The organism is candidate division KSB1 bacterium (genome assembly GCA_022566355.1).
Classification (GTDB): Bacteria; Zhuqueibacterota; JdFR-76; order JdFR-76; family DREG01; genus JADFJB01.
In genome coordinates, this window is record JADFJB010000054.1 from 1 (window position 1) to 22,015 (window position 22,015).

Below are 22,015 nucleotides of genomic sequence, written 5' to 3' on the forward strand. Positions count from 1 at the left end.
GGTCATGGGAAGAGGCCAGAGAAATTCCTCGCGGAGCCGACTCAAAACGCGTCCATACCGAGTACAAACGGTCGCGGAAAGGACTCGCAGGGGCTGGATCCACAGCCAGGGTCGGAAATTGAGGATCGTTGGATATCTCGGCTACAAAGGCCGGCAGCGAAGTGGTGCGACCGCCATCGCTTGAAGTGACCGCCCAAATGCGTCGGGTCTCCAGCAGACGACTATGAGTCCAGGGCGCGAAGTCATACAAAGTAAAAGCCACGGTGCCATCTGATAGTACCACCGGAATCCCCGCCTGATGAACCAGGTTGGTTGGATTTATTAAGGTCGGATCTGAAAAGGTCCTCCCTTGATCGGTCGAGTGACTCAGGATAATCGGGTGGTAATGGTATTTCGTCGTTTCTGTCTTGGGTCGGAAAGATTGGGTGGCAATCGCATAGATGGTGCCGGAAGACGGACCGTCGGTATGATCCACTGGTCAGAATATTTTTTTCGATCAGCGTCGATTTTAAAATCTATATTTTTCTGCTCATCCCATCCGGATAGGTCCCAGGTTATTCTCATATGTGGTTTAAGCATTACTTTAAATCCCAGCTCTTTGGCAAAACGCACCACTTTAAAACTACCCTCGATGGTCTCACCATACCACTGCCCCCGGTACGTAAGAATGATTTTACTTTCAGAGTATTTCTATATGTAAAAGCCTCCGGGATGACGGCTATCCATTTAGCGTTCGAAGGCAAAATATTTTCAACCATTTCCTCTGTGATGGGTGGTTCACCGGGTCCGTCAAAAATGACTCCTTTTATTTTACCTGTAGCTTTACCTTTTAATGAATCATCAATCGTAGTGCTCGGACAATTAGTTGAAATAAAAACCAGGGTTAATAAAATGGTAATATTTAGACTTTTCATTCTTTTAACTCTTTCAAATGTTGGATCCCGCCTCATCTACTATTATTTGCCGAGAAACCCGTCATCAATCGAGCCCAGGGCGATATTTCTCTATCGTGAACCTTTTTCGAAGTCATTGCCGAAATTTTGATATTGGGATTTTTGTTGGCAAATGTTCGCCCCTTAAAAGCCTAATTGTATCTCAATTAGCAAACTCATAAATATTTATCTATGACTGATTTAAAAGAGGTATAATCCTTCTTCCCAATCATATATTCTCTTATTATCCCATTTTTATCAATTATAACTGTTAATGGGCGAAAGGTTTCTAAGTCAATCCATTTTTCCGATGCAAAACTGCCAACAATCGTTGGGCTTTCTATCTTTTGGACAAATTTCATAATTCGTTCTCTATTTTCATCGCTCAGAGCGATTACCCATACCTTGTCGGGGTGGTCGGATTCAATCCTTTTTAGATGGGGAAACTCCTCTATACAAGGAGGACAATATGTTCCCCAAAAGTTTAGTAAAATTACTTTTCCGGCGAAATCTGATATCTTATATGTGCTGTCTTTTCTCACATCTATAAAATCGAAATCATAAACTTTTTGTCCAATATTTTTATGCACTTTTGCAATGGAACTGACTATTGGCTTTAGAGGAAAATTGGTCATATAAATGAGAGCACCTAATACGACTGACAGGATAAATAATGGTGTTCTTAAAGCCCACTTTTTCAGTCGCGATGTGAATGTTTTTTTAGATAGAAGCCAATCGGTGAAAATGACAATTGCAAACAAAGGAATCATCAACCAATTTCCATATGAATTGAAGAATGATGCATTTTCACTAATAAAAAAAGCTAAATATTCCATCGTTCTAATTTCCTAGTTAATAATTAGATCAGTTTTATTAATGTGAGCATTTTTAGAAATGCTTGCCAACGGTTTCGTATATGTCTTGTAGTGGTTCTAGAACCGCAAACTTGCCAATTTGCAATGAAGTTTATTTATATTAAATTGCTCGTATTTAATACTAATCCCGCTAAAAAGGATGTAAAAGAATAAACTTAGAAATAAATATATGACCAAAATTCTTCATAGCCATATTCTGTTTTTATGTAAATAACGAGGCCAGTGTTTGATTTTAGATTGGTTAACAAATCAATCTGAATAATGATTCCAAGAATACCTGAATAAAATGGAATACAAAAGCCTATGTATAACTATTTTGAGAAAATAACGTTTTATCCGCCCTTTATGGAAAAGTTTTGTCTGAGGCGGACATCCTGACAGCACACAATATCCTCAACAGAAATAATCCAATATTTTTAACATTTACTCCCTTTGATGACTGATAGATAGTTTCAGTGTTCATACTGATCATTTATTCTTTTTCCAGTGCCTCGAGTTTCTTTTTCACAAAAGGATTTGGCTGTAATTCCATTACTTTTTCATAGTTTTGCTTCGCCAATGCTTTATCACCTTTCGTCGCATAGAGCTCCGCTAAGGTAAAGTAACTCAGGAAAGATTTAGGATAATGATCGATATTCAATTTAAGTATTTCGATTGCTTCTTCACTTTGATTTTGCATTGCCAGTTGACTGGCAAGCCGGGTCAATACATTTTCCCGAAAATCGTAAACAAAACCGCCGTAATAACGTTCCCGCAAATCATGGTATTTCGTGATAGCAGCTTGTATACCTTCTTCAGAAACGATTGCCGCCAGCACCTCTTCAAGCGTTTGCGGCAGATTCTGACCATGGTGACAGGTTGTACAATTGACTTCAATGGTTTTCTCTCTACCCAATTTGGTCATATATTGGCTGTTAATTTCTTTGGTCATCTTGAGCATAAACCGGGCAATTTCTTTGGTCTCTTTTTCATCTGCAGGAAAATCGAATTCCGAAAGCGGCATCCCTTCTTCACCCACATGGCAATGCTGGCATCGCACACCCAGCGCCCTGGTAAAGCCTTTCATATTTTCGATAAGTTCATTGGTGGCTATATCTTTTGGAAACACCTGCAAGTTTTTCAATTCTTTTGGCGGGAACTGGGCATGAACATTAGCTGTGCCGAATAATAAGACCAATAAAATAAATGCCAGGATTTTCCTCCATGTTTGTCTTTCGTTTATTTCAGACTTTGTCATGAAAAACTCCTTTCTTTTGTAATTTGGATACAAAATCAATTAGTGATTTGTAACATTAAATATTGTGAAGTTAATTTCAATCGTTAGTGATAAGATTTCTTCTTAAAGTGGATATTGTTAGTATTCTTTCTCAGCTAAGCTGCTTTTTCTTTTCTGAAATAGATTAAAGTTGAAAGAAAAACAAGGAAAATTCCGGGACGAATAAGTTCTGGCGCTTGATTATTGAAAAGATGAGTCATGGCAGCGCCTAACATAACTACGACTAAAAGCATAACAGCATATCTTGTGAATTTAGGAATTGACAATAGGATAGCTGCAATTGTTTCAACAGCGCCAATAACAAGATAGAAGTTGTTTGGATAGCCCCAATCAAGAAATTTTTGCTGCCATACTTCTCCTGCCAAAAATTTTCCACTTCCTGCGGCCAAAAATAACAAAGCAAGAAGAATTTGAAGGACCCATAATAAGATCGTTTTTAATTGAACATTCCTTAATTTAATATTTAAAATAATTTTCAATAATATAGCAAAGTAATTTACCTCAATCGCTCCACTTTCTAAAGTGGCACTAAATTATTTTTTATGAAGGTTAAGTTTTATTTTGCTAATTGGTAGGACGATGAAATTGAAGGGTAAAGTAATTTATTGATTAACCCTTTTGAATTGAGAAGGTGTCATCTGTGTATTTTTCTTAAATGCCCGGTTAAATGCGGTCTTACTATTAAAGCCAACGGAAAAAGCGATAGAAAGGATGGTTTCATTTGTTGCAGAATTACACAGCTTATGTTTTGCTTCATCCACTCGATAAGTATTAATAAAATCAAAAAAATTCATTTTGTATTGTTCATTTATCACTTGAGAAAGATTGTATGGCTGAATAGACAAGTTCTTAGCCAACTCATTCAATTTTAGTTCGCTATTGTGATAGGGTTTAGATCCGGCCATATAATCTGCAAGAAGGGTTTTGTATTTAATCCTGTTTTCAGTTGTCAAGTGAGAATTTTTATATTTGTCATCGGAAAAGTGTAGAAGAATATTTTCTGAAATTATCTCAGGATTAATTAGCGTTTTGAAAGCAATGGCATGAATAAAAAAAGTTATAATAAGTGCAAAGACTAATCTTATCTGTTCACCATAAGAGTAATAAATACCCGAAATTAAAAGTAAAAAATAGAGAAGCATCAGCGAAAGAAAAATTGTATATCCTTTTAGTAAATATTTAAACCACCGGTTACTGATTTCCTTCAAATTTGAACGGGTTTGTTTTAGTACTTGAGCCAGGTTCTTGATTGATTTCAGGATCATCATATTGTAAAAAAGCATGTGTAAAAATCGAACAAAAAACAGCAAGTAAATAGCAATTCGCATGTTTTTGGGATAATTGGATATGATAAATTCCATTTTAGCTGATACACTCTCTGCTAAAAAAGAAAGAGCAAAAAGTAATATTAACAACGAAGGGATAAAATGAACAAAATATTTTATCGGGGTAAAGTTTCTTTTAAATGAAACTTCTGCATAAAGATATAACAAAGGTCCATAAAGAAAAGGGATTGTTTGTAACCCGATATATAGCGGGAATGAAATCGACAGGTTGTAGTATTCTACTGATAAATACCTTACAACATTGAAGGAAAGTAGAAGTAACAAAAAAGCCAATATCCGATTTGCTCTTCTGTTGCCCAGTTTGTGAATGAATAAAACAAAGGCAAGGAAAAATCCCTGCAAGGCTCCAAAAGATAAAACGATAATCCACATATTCTTTAAACCGATACTCAAAAACCTTAAGGTTCACACATTATTTTCTAGCTCTGGCTGCATGTTTAACATCACAAACAGGATAATATATTGAAACCGAATTCCTATGTTTAATGTACATGCGCAATTGAAGAATGATAATAGTAAAATACCAGCCCAATGTGGTATTCCGATACATTGTCAATAATTATTTATTAACCCGATCTATTCATACGGCACACAGTTTATGAAACGGACCATTTAGTTGCTTTATTTTGAATTGAAATTAAGAATTAATTGGCTACTTTTACAAGAAATGGAATAAAATGGATTTTAATTTTTTTAAACGTCCAAAACTCATTTATCAAGCTTAGAAATGTTCGTTATCAAAAATAAAATATTATTAACCGTGACATTATTCAAAACAAAGATTAAAAACCAACATGGCATATGAATTCAAACTAAAAAAGTTGGTTGAGTTTGCAGAAACGGATGCGGCCGGAATCTTGCATTTTTCGAATTATTTTCGTTTCATGGAGCTTACCGAACATGCGTTTTTCAGATCGTTAGGTTTTTCGGTGCATGGTGGAACCAGACCCAGGATTGGCTGGCCAAGGGTGCATGTAAAATGTGATTATCTCAAACCACTCAATTTTGAAGACCTGGTTGAAATACAGCTTTTGGTTAAACAGAAAAAAAGTAAAGCAATCGAGTATCAATTTATTTTTCGCAAAATAAGTAATGGTTCTGCTCCATTGGAGGTTGCGCGAGGAACCATGACGGCAGTTTGTATTGGCTTTGATGAAAATGGAATGATTAAAGGAGCAATCCCGATTCCGGATGAAATATCAAGGTTAATAGAATCTGCACCACAAGAACTATTCGAATAGGAGTTAGTTATGACGAATTCAAATCCTGGACTTCTCTGGTTAGTATTTGCATTAATGACTGTGATCAATTGGGGGCTGTACGGTGTTTTTCTCCATAACGGTCAAACCGCAATGGCAGATCCTGTCAATGGACGTTACAAAGCCTTTTTCTACGTTGGGGTTGCTTATGTAGTCATAGCGATTATTGGTTCGGTCATCATGCTGATGATTAACGGTTCGAATTGGTCCTTTCCGATGAAAGGGATTACATGGTCGGTGATAGCCGGCGTGGTCGGCGCAATAGGCGCTTTCTGCGTGTTGTTGGCTTTTGGCGCGAAGGGATCTCCAATCGTGGTTATGTCGATTATCTTTGCCGGCGCACCTATCGTCAATGCAATGACTGCATATCTTACGCACCCTCCTCCTGGTGGGTTAAGTAATTTCCGCTGGCAATTCATTGTGGGAATATTGCTGGCAGCGATTGGCGGTTGTCTGGTTACTTTGTATAAACCAGGGCCTGCAGCCAATGTAAATCCACAGGTTTCGAATGTCACAAGCATGGAAGACAAAAAATGAAAATTGAAAGTTCAAAATGGATTTTTAGCTCGATCTTTGTACTTGCAGCTATCCTTAACCATAATGGCTGTCAAAGTTTGGATGATCAAAGTTTGATCAAAGAGGATTTGAAAAAGGAGGCACTCGTTGCTGCAGATTCCATGGAGGTGCCACAAGAACTTGACCCACGTTTGAGTGAATCCACTGCCAGGGTCGCAGAATTAGAAAATCGACTGGAGAATTTAATCTCAGTGCTGGAAGAAAAGGAGAAAACTTTAATCTTCCGTGAAAATAAGTTATCAGAACTTGATCATTCTTTGGATGAAAAAGCAGCAATATTAGCTGAAAAAGAGATGGCTGTGAGAAGACTGGAAACCATGTCCTGGATTATTTTGGCAATTGGGTTGTTTGGCATGGTTGCTGGTTTTGTGGTCATAAGACACTACTTCAAAAAACAGGCAAGCCTGGACTCGGTGGTTGAGGTTAATGATCCAATCGAACCTGTTAAGTCTGATTTAAAATCTGAAGATAAAAAAGAAATAAAAGCTACTGTTGTGGGTAAGAAGCCAACTCAAACGAGAAAGAGGCAAGTGACAGCGGCAAAGCCTAAACCTAAAACTGTGACGAAACCGATAGCCGAGTCCAAGCCTAAACCTAAGACTGCGACGAAGTCGAAAACGGAATCCAAACCCAAGACGAAACCTAAAGTTGAACCTAAGCCAAAACCCAGGACAAGAAAAACAACCCCTTCAACTAAAAAGAAGTCAACAGACGAATAATTTAACTTATGAGCGATAATCTATTGCCGGATCGTGAAGCAATTGAAGCGAATCAGCTTAATAAAATTAATCACCTATTAACGAATCTAGTTCCTTCAAATCAATTTTATACGAGAAAAATCAACAAAGTTGATCTTCAATTCCCATTTTCTAATTTAAGGGACTATACAAACACCTTCCCGCTAACCATTAAGGAGGAACTGGTCGAGGATCAAAAAACAAATCCTCCCTATGGCAGTAATTTAACTTATCCATTGGAAAAGTACACAAGGTATAGTCAGACCAGTGGTACTACCGGAATCCCTCTACGTTGGCTGGATACACCGGAAAGCTGGCAATGGATGCTGGACAATTGGAAGCATGTGTTTTATTCAGTCGACACCAAGCCTGAAGACACCATTTTCTTCGCATTTTCCTTTGGCCCTTTTCTTGGATTCTGGACAGCTTTTGAAGCAGCTCAGCAATTGCGGTGTCTGAGTATTACCGGTGGAGGTATGAGTACGGTTGCAAGGCTGCATTCCATCATTGATAATAAAGTAACCCTGTTATGCTGTACTCCTACATATGTCATCCGGCTGGCTGAAGTCGCCAGAGAGGAAAAGCTCAATTTAGAACAGGCTGGCGTCCGGGCAATCATTGCTGCGGGTGAACCGGGTTCGAGCATTCCGGCAACTCGACAACAAATTGAAAAATTATGGCCCGGCGCAAGATTGGTGGATCATCACGGTATGACGGAAATCGGGCCCGTTACATATGAGTGTTCAAAGAGGCCTGGAGTGTTGCATGTCATCGAATCGGCTTTTATTCCTGAAATCATCAATTCTGAGACTGGAAAATCTATTGAGACGGGTGAAGTCGGGGAGTTGGTTCTGACCAATTTAGGGAGAATCGGTTCGCCTTTACTCAGGTATCGAACCGGAGATATGGTTAAGAATGGCGGCAATAATCTTTGTGAATGTGGGACTTATAACCTGGCGCTCGAAGGTGGGATATTAGGACGGGCAGATGATATGGTTTTTATCCGGGGAGTCAATGTGTATCCAAGCGTCATAGAAAAAGTGGTTCGCACGTTTCCGGAAATAGTGGAATACCAGGTTGAAGTGAACACCCAATTGGCGTTACCCGAATTATTGGTTGAAGTCGAATTAGGACCGCAATGCCAGGATTCTACAAAAATAACCTCTAATTTGGAAAAAGCATTTGATGTTTCTCTTTCCCTGAGAATTCCGGTAAAGATTGCTTCACCTGGTTCTTTGCCTCGCTTCGAGATGAAAGCAAATAGGTGGGTGAAGAAGTGATGAGCAAATAAATTTTATTTATTAGATTTAATATCAGATTTGAAAACAGAATAAAACTGTATCTAAAAATATATTGACAATAGGCACACATTTCATTATTTTGGTCTATGAAATACATTGATTGGAATGATGAAAAAAATGAAGAACTTAAAAAGGAAAGAGGGGTATCTTTCGAGATTGTAGCGAGTTTAATTGAAAGTCAAAATGTCTTGGATGTAATTAATCATCCCAATCATAAGAAATATCCGAATCAAAGAATATTTATTGTCGAGATTGACGATTATGTTTATTTAGTTCCGTTTGTGGAAGAAGAAGATAAAATTTTTCTAAAAACAATAATCCCAAATCGTAAAGCAACAAATAAATTCATAAGGTAATACAATGCCAAAATTTGATGAGTATGAAAAAGAAATAATTAAGTCATATGAAAATGACGAATGGCAATCTGTAGAAGATCTGGAAACGGAAAAAGTAAAGTATGCGAAATATGCCAGAAATACATTTACTAAGAGTAAAAGAATTAATATTCGGATATCCGAACGAGATTTAATAGGACTAAAAATAAAATCGTTGGAAGAAGGGATTCCCTATCAAACTCTTGTATCAAGTATACTTCATAAATACATATCTGGCCGCCTTGTAGATCGGTAAGCTAGTGAATGACCTATTACATCTTTTCAGATGTCGATATTATCCAAATAACAGAAAATCTTGACATTGCTTCAAAAAAATCTTAAAGTATGATAATTGATCATACCTTCAGGAGATTTTCGATGTCATCTGCAAAAGTAGCAATTACAATTGATAATCAACTTCTTAAAAAGCTTGATCTCCTTGTAAAGGAAAAAGTTTACCCCAATAGAAGTAACATTATTCAAGAAGCAGTAAAAGAAAAGTTACTCCGCATAGATAAAAGTCGGTTAGCCAAAGAATGTGCAAAACTTGATCCTCAATTGGAGCAGTCAATGGCTGATGAGGGTTTAAACCAAGAGCTTGAATCATGGCCAGAATATTAAGAGGTGAGGTCTATTGGGCAGACTTACATTCAACGCGTGGGCATGAGCAAGCAGGTTTTAGACCCGTTCTAATAATTAGCAACAATATTTTTAATGAGAAATCCGGAACTGTAATTGCATTAGCTTTGACCAGTCAACCACAAAAAGCGGGATTCCCACTAACATTCGAATTATCAGGGTCAAAATTACCCAAACGGTCCTGGGTGAAAATAAGCCAAATAAGAACCTTATCAACTTTAAGAATCAAAAATAAGTTAGCTACTGTACCACCGGAAGAATTGGAAGACATTATTGAAGGATTTAATGAAATTATTAGCAGTTAATATTTTTTTTACCCGGCAACTGGAAATAAATATCGTCCTTTTCCAAGAATAATATGGCTCATTTGTGGCAATTCAACAAATTTTACTCAAAACTCTACCAGAAGCTTTGAAAAAACTCGAATCAGGAGAAGAATTAATAGAAATTAGTGATAGTTGGTAAATTATTAGGCTAAATAAATCATCCATGAAAAAAAACCTACTCTACTATTGGCGTATTAACCTGGCTGTCTTACTCGGCGCCGCAGTAGCGACCGCTGTGCTTACCGGCGCTCTTTTAGTTGGGGATTCGGTAAAAGGGAGCCTGCGTGATTTAATTCTGGATCGACTGGGAAATGTGGACCATGCATTAGTAGCGGATCGATACTTTCGTGAGAAATTGGCAACCGACCTACAAAAAATGAGTGGGTTCGAGAATGATTTTGATGGCATTGCCCCGGGGATTTTAATAACAGGTACAGCAATCAGCGCGAACACAAAAGCGCGCGCGTCAAATATCAATATTCTCGGAATGGATAACCGGTTCTCCTCACTTTACTTTGGCAAAAAGGTAGATGAAAAAAATAGCGAGCTCTCATTCCTCAAAAAACAGCCTGACAAGGTTTTTGAATCCATAGTCATTAACCAGGCATTGCAGAGTGAATTGGGAATCGAAGTAGGGGATCAAATATTGCTTCATTTTGAAAAGCAAAGCGATATTCACCGGGAGTCGCTTTTTGGTAATACTGAATCGTCTGAAATACTTCAATCTGTCCGCCTTGTTTTGACCGCAATTCTGCCTGATAACGGAATTGGCCGATTTGGAATTCGGGTCAATCAAAATCTGACCCTGAATGCTTATGTTTCTTTATCTGTACTGCAAAATGCACTTGAGCAAAATCAAAAAGTAAATGCAATTTTTGTTTCTGACAATTCATCGAAAAATACGCATGAAGAACAAACACCTCAGTTGCAAACATATCTTAAAAATGGCATCACTTTAGAGGATTTAGGTCTACAATTAAAGATTCGTGAAGATCATTTTGCACTGCAAAGCAACGAGTTTATCTTGAGTACGGCAATATCAAGCAATGCAAAAATGATAGCAGAAGAATTGGACATCCAATCATTGCCAATATTTACTTACATGGCAAACACAATTACAGCCAATGGTAAATCGATACCGTATTCTACGATTACTGCTCTGAATCCTCCCAACGAAATCCCGTTTTTTCAACAAAACCTCCCATTAGAACAAGATGATATTTTACTCAATGAATGGGCCGCAAATGATCTGGCAGCGAATGTAGGAGATGAAGTTGATATAGCCTATTATTCAGTTGGATTGAGTGGAGAGCTATCCACAGAACATGCGGTTTTTAAGTTGAAAGGAATCCTTCCAATAACAGGACTTGCAGCCGATGCGGATTTAGCCCCGGAATTTCCCGGAATTCATGATTCAGATAATATGGCTGACTGGAATCCTCCATTCCCAATCGATTTAAAGCTGGTGCGACCGAAAGATGAGAAATACTGGGATGATTTCAAAGCAACACCCAAAGCCTTTGTTTCAGAGGAAGTCGGTCAAAAATTGTGGCGCAGTCGTTTCGGTAATTTAACTTCGATCCGATTCGGAGCTATGAAGGGCAGTGATATTCAGTCAACCCAAGCAAAATTCGAAGAAATATTTCTCCGTGGATTCTCTCCTGAAAGAGCCGGATTATTGTTTCAGCCAGTGAAACAGCAAGGCTTGCAAGCCTCGTCCGGTTCTACTGATTTTGGCATGCTTTTTATTGGATTCAGTATATTTCTCATCGTGTCGTCCGCACTTTTGGTTGGACTCCTCTTTCGATTAGGGATCGAGCAAAGATCAAGTGAGATCGGTATATTGCTGTCAGTCGGTTATAACAATAAACAAATTCGGACACTGTTCTTTAAAGAGGTGCTCCTCATTGGCGGTGTCGGATGCCTCCTTGGTTTGATCGGTGCTATTCTGTATTCTGAATTGGTGATGACAGGATTAAGAACCTGGTGGGTTGGCGCCATTGGATCGCCTTTCCTTTTCTTGCATATAACACCTTCGAGTTTAATCATTGGCTACTTCATTGCGTTTTTGGTGGTTTTGTTCGCAACCTGGCGAACCATCCGACAATTAGGAAAAATCCCGACGCCATCTCTACTCGCAGGCAGTAAGCAATATGAACTTAAACATTCCGGCCGTTTTATGAAAATAAGTGCTGTGGGCAGCCTCATTCTAGCCTTACTTTTGGTTGTTACAGCGATCGTTATGAGGTTGGAATCATCGGCAATTATGTTCATGTCCAGCGGATCTTTGATGTTGATTTCAGGGCTTTGTTTTTTGTCGATAAAATTTCGAGCGTTGAGAAAACAGGTGAATGTTAAAAAATTTGTAGATCTGCAATATATGTCCGCCCGAAACTCATCGCGATTTCCGGGAAGGAGTATGATTTGTGTTGCGCTGGTTGCTTGTGCCAGCTTTATGATAGTTGCAGTCGGCGCCAATCGTCGTGATTTCAGTAGTGATGTTTTAAAGAAAAATTCGGGGGCTGGTGGATTTGCGCTGGTTGCGGAATCCGATGTCGGGTTACATGAGAACTTGAATTCAGAAAACGGTAGATTTGAACTCGGTTTTAATGATGACGATTCAGAACAATTGTCCGGCGCCACAGCCATTTCATTCCGATTGATGCCTGGAGAAGATGTCAGTTGCTTGAACCTGTATAAACCTCAAAAACCGAGAATTTTGGGTGTGACGGACGAACAAATCCAGAGAGGTGGATTTTCATTTCAGTCGGTTGCAGAACCTATTGATAATCCCTGGCAACTGCTTGAACAAGAAATCGAACCGGGAGTCATTCCTGCTATCGCTGATTACAATTCGGCAATGTGGATTTTGAAAGTGGGGCTTGGCAATGATTTAGCCATTCAAGATGAATTCGGAGAAGAGGTAAAACTGCGATTTGTGGGATTGCTGCGAAAAAGTATTTTCCAGAGTGAAGTCCTTATTTCCGAATCAAATTTTGTTAAACTTTTCCCCAGTAAAAGCGGCTATTCTTATTTCTTAATTCAAACTGCATTAGAACAGCAGGGTGAGATCGCGACGCTCCTTGAGAGCAATCTAAGCAATTTTGGGTTCGATGTAACTTCGACTGCTGAGAAATTAAACAGTTACCAGGTCGTGGAAAATACCTATCTTGCGGTTTTTCAAACGCTTGGCGGATTAGGCTTGCTCTTGGGAACTCTTGGATTGGGAATTGTCCTTTTTCGCAATGCATTAGAAAGAAAAGGCGAGTTAGCTACCATGAGAGCGTTTGGGTTTCGCAAATCCAAATTATCTTTAATTTTATTATTCGAAAATGGTTTTTTGATTTTAGCAGGAATAGGGATCGGAACTGTTGCCGCCATCATTGCTGTTTTACCTCATATTTTAGCTGACTTCAAGCAGGTTCCGTGGCTGCCACTTGTCATTACTTTAGCGGTGGTTTTTCTTTGTGGATTAGCGGCAAGCGGTTTGGCGGTAATTTCCGTTCTCAGGTTTCCATTGCTGCCTGCTTTAAAAGCCGAACATTAAAACTTTCAACTGGTTGATAATGGCTGCCGGGAAACTGGATCACTTTGATATAAAATTGGGGAATTTCTTTGTTGCTTGCTAAATAGTACTAAAAAAAGTAGAGGAACCCTTTGATGTTCTAAATTAATTCAAATTTGAACAGTTTTTTTAATATTTGATGAAGTATGCTTAATACCGAGTAATCCATCAATCGATAGATCTTCGTCAATTAATGGCCAATGAATTCCATATCCCGATGGAGAAATTTGGTATTTTGCTCTTTCAGTATGTGAAGCATTTGTTAATTTCTTTGAGATCACTGAGAGTTCAAATTCATGCTCATCCCCGTCTATTCTGATTTTTAGCTTTTCATTCATAAACTGAACCCATTCTATTTTATGATATTTTTTCATTATTATCGTTCCTTCTGAAATTTATTCCATTCTTCTTCAATATGCTCAAAATATTTAAAGATAAAGATAATCTTTTTGACCTGTCGTTATCTTTGTTGTTAACATTATAACCATAAGCTTCATGAACATCAAAATTATCAGTATCCAGCCAATATTTGCATTCTTTCTCGGCCTTTTGACAGTGAATGTGAATCGGTTCATCTCCCTCATTCGCATAGAAAAAGAATCGCCAACCCATTATGTACAAAACTGTTGGCATATCAAACTTCCATTGATATGTTTTAACCTGCACTATTCATGAATTTTTGCCACAAAGACTCTAAGTAACTAAGAATATTAAAGTTATAAAGACAAATTACTATGAACCAATTTTCTGTCAATATAAAGAATCAATCTTTCTTAACCTTTATTTTTTAAAGCTTTGTGTCTTTGAGTCTTGGTGGCTATGAATTATCCAGGTTAACTAAACTATATTTTTAATAAAAATACTTCATATGAACTTTTAGATCAATAATAATCTCACCAACCTTTAACTTTAGTTGAATCCATTAATTTTCAAAATGCAAATAAATTAACTTTGCATCAGGTAAGAAGCTATAACAAATTTAAGCAAATGATAATCCTCGGTTAATTTACCATATAAAAACGTCTTGAATTTTCTCGGTTTATCATTGGTTTAAATCATTGTGGAGGAAAAAGACACAGCCGGCATGACAAAATCCATCACCGATGGTTGAGACTACCTTGCTCATCAAAGAAAATTCTTGAGTATCGGCATTCAATAAATATTTAGAAATTGCTGCACAATACCATTAATAATTTTGAAAAAGGCAAAGAAGCGAAAATGACAGACAAACACCCTAACAAGAATCAATTAACAAAACTTGGCGGCAAATCGGAACCCGGCAAGAATTTGGAAGCATTTCCCAATCAAAATCCGGAGCGTTACTATTTGGTTACGTTGGAAACGGATGAATTTACTTGCCTTTGTCCTGTTACCGGCCAGCCTGATTTTGCCACAATACGAGTGGAATACATCCCGGATCAATTGATTGTAGAGTCGAAATCGTTTAGGCTGTATATTTGGTCTTACCGCAATGAAGGTGTTTTTCATGAACATGTAACCAATACTATTTTGGACGATCTTGTCAAGACGTTGGATCCGCACTGGTGTAAAGTTACAGGAATTTTTAATATTCGCGGCGGTGTTGATATCATTGTGAACGCTCAACATATCAAAACAAAAGAAGCGTTGGAGTCGATCGAATACTTGTGATGGTATGCATATACATGAGTCAATAATTTTATTGAATTTACATGAGTTGTACAATAATTTAAGGAACTCAAAAACTGAAATAGATTTTTATTAGTTTAGGCTTTATAAAGAATGGATAAATTCTCATATATCAATAATGCACACCCTGAATATATCGAAGGATTATACAAAGATTACAAAAATAATCCCGCTTCGGTAGATGAAAGTTGGCAGAAATTTTTTGAGGGATTTGAATTTGCTTCAGCCACCGAATCCAAGATCGCCGAAGCACCGGAATCGGTAAAAAAGGAAATTAAAGTTCTGCGCTTAATTCAAGATTATCGTAGCCGTGGCCATTTCTTTACCAAAACCAACCCTGTCCGGGACCGAAGACAGTACTATCCCACACTCGATCCACAAAATTTTGGCTTGGAAGAGTCCGACCTGGATACTGTTTTTGAGGCAGGGACTGAAATAGGCATTGGTCCGGCTAAATTGGGAGATATCATTCTACACCTGGAGCAAACGTATTGTACCTCAATTGGAGTCGAGTATAGGTTTATCCGCATTCCGGAAAAACAAAAATGGCTGCAAACCCGAATGGAATCTACCAAGAACACTCCCAATTTTTCTATCGAGGACAAAAAACACATCCTGCGTAAATTAACTCATGCTGTTCTTTTTGAAAATTTCTTACACACCAAATATCTTGGACAAAAACGATTCGCGCTCTCAGGTGGTGAATCCCTGATCCCGGGGCTTAATGCCATTTTTGAAAAAGGCTGTGAGCTTGGTGTGCAAGAATTTGTGATTGGAATGGCGCATCGAGGCAGGTTGAATGTGCTGGCGAATGTTTTAGAAAAATCCTATGGGTACATTTTTCGAGAGTTTGAAGGGGACGCCTACGACGATTCCATTTTTGAAGGCGATGTTAAATACCATTTGGGGTATTCCAGTGACATTGAGTTGAGGAATTGCAAAAAAATGCACTTGAGTTTGGCATCCAATCCATCTCACCTGGAAGCTGTCGACCCTGTAGTAGAGGGTATGGTTCGTGCAAAAATAGACAAACGTTACAATGGTGATAATAATAAGATTGTGCCGATATTGATCCATGGGGACGCCGCTATAGCATCCCAGGGAGTTGTTTATGAAGTCATTCAAATGTCCCTGTTAAAAGGATATCAAACAGGCGGAACGATCCACTTAGTCATTAACAACCAGATTGGATTTACAACCAATTATTTAGATGGTCGATCCAGTATTTATTGTACGGACGTAGCCAAGGTTACCCATTCACCTGTTTTTCATGTCAATGCGGATGATGTGGAATCGGTGGTTTTTGCGGTTCAAATGGCAATGGAATACCGGCAAAAATTTCACACCGATGTTTTCATTGATCTGCTTGGCTATCGAAAATACGGCCATAATGAAGCCGATGATCCTCGTTTTACTCAACCACATTTGTATAAAATGATTGCGAAGCATCCCACTCCGAATGATATTTATAGTAAGAAATTAGCTAATAATGGGGAAATCAATGGCGAAGCTGTCGCCATGATAGAAAAGGATTTTCACGATAAATTAGGCGATTTATTGTCGAAAGCGAAAGACAAGAAAGTTAGACCTGAGATTTCGATATTCGAACAAGATTGGAAAGGTTTTCGTGATGCAACTGAGGCTGATTTTGAAAATCCTCCCAAAACGGCTGTGGATCATAAAACACTGTTAAGGATAGGGGAAAAGATCTTCACGATTCCTGAGGATATGAAAGTACTCAATAAAATCGAAAAAATATACAATGAAAGAAAAGAAAGAATACTAAAAGCGGATAGTTATGATTGGGCATTGGGAGAACTACTTGCGTATGGGACCCTGGTAAACGAAAATAACCAAATTCGGATAAGCGGCCAGGATTGTGAAAGAGGGACTTTTGCACACCGCCATGCGGTTTTAAAAAGCGATGAAATCGAACAGATTTATGTGCCTTTGAACCATATTCAGGAAAATAAGGATCTTTTTAGAATTTACAATTCTCCGCTGTCGGAATATGGTGTTCTCGGTTTTGAGTTTGGTTATTGCGTGGCTAATCCGCAAGGTCTAACTATTTGGGAGGCCCAGTTTGGCGATTTTGTCAATGGAGCCCAGATTATTATCGATCAGTTTTTAATTTCGTCTGAAGCTAAATGGAAACGGATGAATGGGCTGGTTTTGTTTCTACCCCATGGATTTGAAGGACAAGGTCCTGAACATTCTTCAGCAAAGATGGAAAGATTTTTACAGGCTTGTGCGTATCTGAATATGCAAGTAGTAAACTGCACAACTCCGGCAAACTTTTTTCATGTATTGAGACGACAAATAGCTTTCCCGTTTCGCATTCCATTGATTTGTATGACTCCCAAGAGTTTGCTGCGCCATCCACTTTGTGTAAGTCCGGTAAAAGATTTCACCCATGGTGGTTTTAACTCGGTTATCGATGACGGAAACGTTGATCCCGACAATGTCGAAAAAGTACTCTTTTGCTCCGGTAAGATTTATTACGAACTGTTTGAGCGGCAACAGCAAGAAAACCGTAAAGATATCGCAATCATTCGTCTGGAGCAGATCTATCCTTTTCCAAAGAAAAGAATGCAAAAGATTGTAGATAAATATGATTCAGCAAAAAGATTTGTCTGGGTGCAGGAAGAGCCGGAAAATATGGGCGCCTGGTCATTCTTACGCAGCAACTTTACCGCAGTGCGTTTAAATCGGATATCCCGGAAAGCACAGGCTACTCCAGCAACCGGATTTCACCGGCACCATGTTAAAGAACAGAATAAAATCCTGGACATTGCATTTGAAAAAGTGACTCAAAAATCCGATAAAATTTTTGTAGCTGCAGTTTGATTTTTTGTGTTTGTAAATTCAAATTCTTAGGTTTTAAAAATGTCTTTTGAAATAAAAATACCCGAAATAGGCGAATCGATCAACGAAGTTACAATTTCCCGTTGGTTAAAAAATGATGGCGATTATGTTGAAGTCGATGAGCTCATCTGTGAAATCGAGTCAGACAAAGCTACGCTCGAAATGCCATCTGAAAAAGCGGGGATTTTGAAAATCATTGCCAAAGAAGACGAGACCATCGCAGTCGGCGCAACAATTGCTGAGATTGAAACTTCCGCAAAGAAGCCAAAGCAAGCGGTTGAAGCTGTTGAGGAAGAGAAAGTCGAGCAATCTCAAAAAGCAATGGAAAAGGGTGCAAAAGTATCACCGGTTGCGGCAAAGATCCTGCAAGAAGCCGGTGTATCTATAGAAAATGTAATTGGCTCCGGCAATGGCGGCAAGATCATTAAAGACGACGCATTGGATGCCATCAAACAACGAAAGGAAATAGCTGATAAATCGACTGATGGCGATATGGAGAAAGAAGCTATTGAAGATATGCCTTCGGTCAAAGCTGGGAGCCGCAATGAAGAAAGGAAGAAATTATCTACTTTGCGGAAAACCATTGCCCGTCGTTTAGTCGCAGCCAAAAATGAAACGGCAATGCTCACAACGTTTAATGAGATTGATTTATCGTCAATCAAACAGATCAGGGTCAATTACAAAGAGATTTTTAAGAAGAAATTTGATATCGGTTTGGGGTTTATGTCATTCTTTACCCGGGCTGCCTGCATCGCTTTAAAAGAGTGGCCGGCAGTGAATGCTTATATCGAGGATGATGAAATCGTTTATCATGAATTTTGCGATATCGCCATCGCGGTTTCTACGCCCAGGGGGTTGGTGGTTCCAGTCATTAGGAATGCGGAAGGCTTGCCTTTAGTAGAAATTGAAAGGAAAATCGCTAGTTTGGCCGAAAGAGCCCGTGACAATAAACTCTCGATCGAAGAGATGACCGGGGGAACATTTACCATTACCAATGGCGGCGTATTTGGCTCTTTGATGTCGACGCCGATCATTAATGCACCGCAATCTGCGATCCTGGGCATGCACAAAATTATGGATCGACCCATGGCGATTGATGGCGAAGTGGTCATTCGACCGATGATGTATGTCGCCCTATCCTACGATCATCGCATTATTGACGGCAGGGAGTCAGTTGGATTTCTTGTCCGCATTAAAGAATTGCTGGAAGATCCCCATCGTATGTTGCTTGAGGTTTGATTTTTTTACAAGGACTTTTAAAAACTCCAAAAACTGTCACCCCCGAATGCTGCTATCGGGGGTCTTGTTGCGAAATCGAACCTGATAATGAAATTCATAAAAAATGGAAATAGCAATGAGATATCTTAAACCTACGTTTTTCTGCTTTTCGATTTTATGTTATTCCTCGTTACTCGCACAACCTCAACTTGAAGTTGCTTTCCCAGATTTGACTACCTTCGCTCGTCCTGTAGATCTCCAGCATGCAGGCGATGGTTCGAATCGTATTTTCGTTGTAGAGCAGGCCGGTATTATTCATGTTTTTGAAAACAATAGAGAGGCAGCTACAAAAAATGAATTTTTAAATATCCAAAGCCAGGTTCGTAGGAACGGTAATGAAGAAGGCTTATTGGGTTTGGCATTCCACCCTGATTATGCAAACAACGGTTTCTTTTATGTCGATTATTCTGCTTCGAATCCCCGAAGAACAGTGATTGCGAGATTTCAGGTAGATAATTCGGATCCGGATCTTGCTAATCCCAACAGTAGATTAGTACTATTGGAAGTCAACCAGCCTTTCAGTAATCACAATGGCGGCCAGATTGCTTTTGGGCCGGATGGATTTCTTTATATTTCGCTCGGCGACGGCGGATTGGCGAATGATCCGAATGGTAACGGGCAAAACCGCCAAACACTGCTTGGGGCAATTCTGCGTATCGATGTGGACAACCCGGCTGGCGGCAAGAATTATGGCATTCCCGGTGACAATCCGTTTGCTGGAAATAATCAAGGGTTTCGCGAAGAAATTTATGCTTATGGTTTACGCAATGTTTGGCGCTTTAGTTTTGATTTTGAAACTGACAGGTTATGGGCTGCAGACGTCGGCCAGGGTGCAAGAGAAGAAATTGACATTATCGAAAATGGCAAAAATTATGGCTGGAAGATTATGGAAGGGGCAATCTGTCGACCATCCACTTCTGGATGTAATCAGTCTGGCTTGGAATTGCCAATTTATGATTATTCTCATAGCTTGGGACAATCTGTAACCGGTGGTTATGTCTACCGTGGACCAGGTGTGCCAGACCTGCAAGGATCGTACATTTATGGTGATTTTGTTACCGGAAGGATTTGGGCGCTTAACTACGATGGCACGAACCTAGCGGAAAATACCGAACTTCTTAATACCAGTCTATTTATTTCATCGTTTGGCATCGATCAGAACAACGAGCTTTACATTTGTGCTTTTGATGGAAGAATTTATCGTTTCAAGCCAACAGTCACTTCGGAAGATTCAAATTCCGAAATTCCATCGCAATTTAGCTTATTGCAGAACTATCCCAATCCGTTTTCTGCAAATCTTCAGGGCGGTACTACAATAAGCTTTAGTTTGGCTCAAAGTAGTGACGTCTCCATTCAGATCTATAATTTACGGGGAGAATTAGTCAGAAGATTTTCTCCTGGAATGTTATCAGCCGGTGAGTTTACAGTTTTCTGGAATGGAAAAAACGATCGGGGAAGTCAGGTGGCAGCAGGAATTTACTTTTATAGGTTGATTGTAGATCATTCAATCAGACACATAAAACGGCTAACCATGCTAAAATAAGGTTCTTTAAGGGATAAGTTGGAAAGTACTCTTATTTGAAGTTTATGTTTTTTGGGGAGCGGTTTTATAAAACCTGAATAATTATATCGTGCTCCGCAAAGGAAAAGTTGTCTTTAAGAAAAAAGTTGACCCTATTTTTGTTTCACACTCTCAAATTCTACTATTGTACTTCGAATCTGTGCGACTGAAACATCTCCCTGCTCTGTTTTTGAATATATAGTTACTAGGACAATTCTATTTTTTTTAATGATGTAGTAAATCAACCTGTAACCAGATCGTTTTCCTTTTTCCAAATCAGTATTTCTGACTCGTAATTTGCAAACCGTATATCCAACACTTTGAATCCGGTCTCCCAAAGTTCGCCCCGATTCTAAATCTTCTATCACTGACTGAATATCTGATTTTATATGTCGATATTTTTTTGAGAGATGCCTTTATTTCTCTTAAATTCAGGAGTAAACTCTACTTGTCTAATATCAGCTGTATCTTCATTCGGCATCTATTCCGTCCCACAGTTCTGAAACCGGTTTCGTTTCTCCTTTTAATGTTTCCATCCACCCTTGTTTAAAGCTTTCTTCTGCAGATTTCAAGCTTGTACTTTCTCGAAATATACGTATTATTTGCAACAGGTATGGAAGTTGTTCTTCTGGTGTCTTATCTATTTCTTCTAATACTAACTCATGGTATCTGGAAATGTTAGTAGCCATCATAACCTCATTTTTTTTAACCTACATTAATTCTGGTTGAAAATCAAATAGAGATTATAAGATTATTGATTCTCAATGTGCCATTTAATGCTCAACCTAGTAGCTCTTAGATCTTTAACTATTAAAAGTAACATTCACTATATAACAAAATAGCTACTTCCCAGCAAGCATTCCTTTAATTTTTTTCTCTAATTCAGGTCTGAAATGTTTGGCAGCAATATTTTTTAGGCTTGCCAATTGTTGCTGCCAATAATCTTGCTCTGTTACTCCCGATTTCCAATGGGATTTTGAATCATATACAAAATAAACATCCCGTGGACTAACTTCCGTTTTCAAAATAAAGATGGATGAGCAAGAGTTTTTTTCAGATTGGCATCGATATATACAAAATACCCAAGCTTACCAACTGTCACATTGTGCACTATCGTCTGTGAAATAAAGCTGCAAAGGTTTCATTTGTCTGATTGTAAAATCATGTTATTATGGTTACTCAGAAAAGATTATTGAATATAGCTATCTAGTGAAATTGTATATTGTGGAAACGCTTTTAATACTTTTTTATCCAAAGTAATTAATGGAATGTCAAGATCTTTTGCTAATGCCACAAACTCATAGTCATATGCAGAACATTCTGATAACTCAGCTAATTTCAAAACATCTAATGAAGTTACATCATATTCATTTTCATTCATCAGGGTTGCTGCTTCATTCATAATTTTTATGGCTTTATCGAGTTCTAAGCTTTGAT

23 protein-coding genes and 2 pseudogenes are annotated in these 22,015 nt (G+C 38.5%); 14 read left to right on the plus strand and 11 right to left on the minus strand.

The features are described 5' to 3' along the window. Window positions 1–184: hypothetical protein (locus IIC38_10960; protein ID MCH8126470.1), on the plus strand; the 184-nt coding region annotated here is incomplete at its 5' end. 182 nt (window positions 185–366) lie between these two features. On the opposite strand, the gene IIC38_10965 is transcribed toward IIC38_10960, so the two are convergent. From IIC38_10965 to IIC38_10990, 6 genes are all read right to left on the minus strand, one after another. After that, a complete protein-coding gene (locus IIC38_10965) occupies window positions 367–579 on the minus strand; it encodes a hypothetical protein (GenBank protein MCH8126471.1) in 213 nt (70 codons plus the stop codon). Further along, a complete protein-coding gene (locus IIC38_10970) occupies window positions 579–914 on the minus strand; it encodes a hypothetical protein (protein ID MCH8126472.1) in 336 nt (111 codons plus the stop codon). Before IIC38_10970 ends, IIC38_10965 begins: the two co-directional genes overlap by 1 nt. 194 nt (window positions 915–1,108) lie before the next feature. Continuing rightward, the gene (locus IIC38_10975; GenBank protein ID MCH8126473.1) at window positions 1,109–1,768 is read right to left on the minus strand and encodes a TlpA family protein disulfide reductase; all 660 of its coding nucleotides are present in this window, start codon (window positions 1,766–1,768) and stop codon (window positions 1,109–1,111) included. Window positions 1,769–2,279: 511 nt separating this feature from the next. After that, a complete protein-coding gene (locus IIC38_10980) occupies window positions 2,280–3,044 on the minus strand; it encodes a c-type cytochrome (GenBank protein MCH8126474.1) in 765 nt (254 codons plus the stop codon). Window positions 3,045–3,178: 134 nt separating this feature from the next. Continuing rightward, window positions 3,179–3,562: a DoxX family protein gene (locus tag IIC38_10985; GenBank protein MCH8126475.1), complete on the minus strand. Its 384-nt coding sequence runs from the start codon at window positions 3,560–3,562 to the stop codon at window positions 3,179–3,181. A 123-nt stretch (window positions 3,563–3,685) separates the two neighbouring features. Beyond that, window positions 3,686–4,801 carry an AraC family transcriptional regulator gene (locus IIC38_10990; GenBank protein ID MCH8126476.1) on the minus strand — a complete coding sequence of 372 codons (1,116 nt, stop codon included), beginning with the start codon at window positions 4,799–4,801 and terminating at the stop codon, window positions 3,686–3,688. Between the two features lie 422 nt (window positions 4,802–5,223). Between IIC38_10990 and IIC38_10995 the strand changes: the two genes are divergently transcribed. The 9 genes from IIC38_10995 (at window position 5,224) to IIC38_11035 (ending at window position 13,188) form a co-directional block, all read left to right on the plus strand. After that, a complete protein-coding gene (locus IIC38_10995; protein MCH8126477.1) occupies window positions 5,224–5,670 on the plus strand; it encodes an acyl-CoA thioesterase in 447 nt (148 codons plus the stop codon). 111 nt (window positions 5,671–5,781) lie between these two features. Next, window positions 5,782–6,225, plus strand: a complete 444-nt coding sequence (locus IIC38_11000; protein MCH8126478.1) for a hypothetical protein — start codon at window positions 5,782–5,784, stop codon at window positions 6,223–6,225. Beyond that, window positions 6,222–6,983 (plus strand): hypothetical protein, encoded by a 762-nt coding sequence (locus tag IIC38_11005; GenBank protein ID MCH8126479.1) that lies wholly within the window; start codon window positions 6,222–6,224, stop codon window positions 6,981–6,983. The genes IIC38_11000 and IIC38_11005 overlap by 4 nt, the downstream gene beginning before the upstream one ends. Window positions 6,984–6,991: 8 nt before the next feature. Then, a complete protein-coding gene (locus tag IIC38_11010) occupies window positions 6,992–8,281 on the plus strand; it encodes an AMP-binding protein (GenBank protein ID MCH8126480.1) in 1,290 nt (429 codons plus the stop codon). Window positions 8,282–8,388: 107 nt separating this feature from the next. Beyond that, on the plus strand, window positions 8,389–8,658 hold the full coding sequence (locus tag IIC38_11015) for a BrnT family toxin (protein MCH8126481.1): 270 nt from the start codon (window positions 8,389–8,391) through the stop codon (window positions 8,656–8,658). 4 nt (window positions 8,659–8,662) lie between these two features. Next, entirely contained in the window at window positions 8,663–8,932 is a 270-nt protein-coding gene (locus IIC38_11020) for an antitoxin (GenBank protein MCH8126482.1), read from the plus strand. Window positions 8,933–9,054: 122 nt separating this feature from the next. Further along, window positions 9,055–9,297 carry a CopG family transcriptional regulator gene (locus IIC38_11025; GenBank protein ID MCH8126483.1) on the plus strand — a complete coding sequence of 81 codons (243 nt, stop codon included), beginning with the start codon at window positions 9,055–9,057 and terminating at the stop codon, window positions 9,295–9,297. Next, complete coding sequence (locus IIC38_11030; GenBank protein MCH8126484.1) at window positions 9,282–9,620, plus strand: type II toxin-antitoxin system PemK/MazF family toxin; 339 nt, start codon at window positions 9,282–9,284, stop codon at window positions 9,618–9,620. Before IIC38_11025 ends, IIC38_11030 begins: the two co-directional genes overlap by 16 nt. 184 nt (window positions 9,621–9,804) lie before the next feature. Beyond that, complete coding sequence (locus IIC38_11035; GenBank protein MCH8126485.1) at window positions 9,805–13,188, plus strand: ABC transporter permease; 3,384 nt, start codon at window positions 9,805–9,807, stop codon at window positions 13,186–13,188. A gap of 128 nt (window positions 13,189–13,316) precedes the next feature. Here IIC38_11035 and IIC38_11040 read toward each other — a convergent pair whose 3' ends face one another. Together IIC38_11040 and IIC38_11045 are read right to left on the minus strand one after the other, a co-directional pair. Beyond that, window positions 13,317–13,580, minus strand: coding sequence for a DUF2442 domain-containing protein (locus IIC38_11040; protein ID MCH8126486.1), 264 nt, complete (start codon window positions 13,578–13,580; stop codon window positions 13,317–13,319). A gap of 2 nt (window positions 13,581–13,582) precedes the next feature. Next, window positions 13,583–13,839 (minus strand): annotated as a pseudogene (locus IIC38_11045) (DUF4160 domain-containing protein). A 585-nt stretch (window positions 13,840–14,424) separates the two neighbouring features. On the opposite strand from IIC38_11045, the gene queF reads away from it, so the two are divergent. The 4 genes from queF to IIC38_11065 all read left to right on the plus strand — a co-directional run bounded on the left by queF (window position 14,425) and on the right by IIC38_11065 (window position 20,560). Next, window positions 14,425–14,856, plus strand: a complete 432-nt coding sequence (gene queF, locus IIC38_11050; GenBank protein ID MCH8126487.1) for an NADPH-dependent 7-cyano-7-deazaguanine reductase QueF — start codon at window positions 14,425–14,427, stop codon at window positions 14,854–14,856. Window positions 14,857–14,967: 111 nt separating this feature from the next. Continuing rightward, a complete protein-coding gene (locus IIC38_11055) occupies window positions 14,968–17,721 on the plus strand; it encodes a 2-oxoglutarate dehydrogenase E1 component (protein MCH8126488.1) in 2,754 nt (917 codons plus the stop codon). Between the two features lie 39 nt (window positions 17,722–17,760). Continuing rightward, window positions 17,761–18,978: a 2-oxoglutarate dehydrogenase complex dihydrolipoyllysine-residue succinyltransferase gene (odhB, locus tag IIC38_11060; protein MCH8126489.1), complete on the plus strand. Its 1,218-nt coding sequence runs from the start codon at window positions 17,761–17,763 to the stop codon at window positions 18,976–18,978. A gap of 115 nt (window positions 18,979–19,093) precedes the next feature. Continuing rightward, a complete protein-coding gene (locus IIC38_11065) occupies window positions 19,094–20,560 on the plus strand; it encodes a PQQ-dependent sugar dehydrogenase (protein MCH8126490.1) in 1,467 nt (488 codons plus the stop codon). A 131-nt stretch (window positions 20,561–20,691) separates the two neighbouring features. Here IIC38_11065 and IIC38_11070 read toward each other — a convergent pair. The 3 genes and pseudogenes from IIC38_11070 to IIC38_11080 form a co-directional block, all read right to left on the minus strand. Beyond that, window positions 20,692–21,059, minus strand: a pseudogene (locus IIC38_11070) (type II toxin-antitoxin system RelE/ParE family toxin). Beyond that, window positions 21,049–21,267: a hypothetical protein gene (locus tag IIC38_11075; GenBank protein ID MCH8126491.1), complete on the minus strand. Its 219-nt coding sequence runs from the start codon at window positions 21,265–21,267 to the stop codon at window positions 21,049–21,051. The pseudogene IIC38_11070 and the gene IIC38_11075 overlap by 11 nt, the downstream one beginning before the upstream one ends. Window positions 21,268–21,767: 500 nt before the next feature. Beyond that, on the minus strand, window positions 21,768–21,980 hold the full coding sequence (locus IIC38_11080; GenBank protein MCH8126492.1) for a hypothetical protein: 213 nt from the start codon (window positions 21,978–21,980) through the stop codon (window positions 21,768–21,770). Window positions 21,981–22,015: the final 35 nt, after the last annotated feature.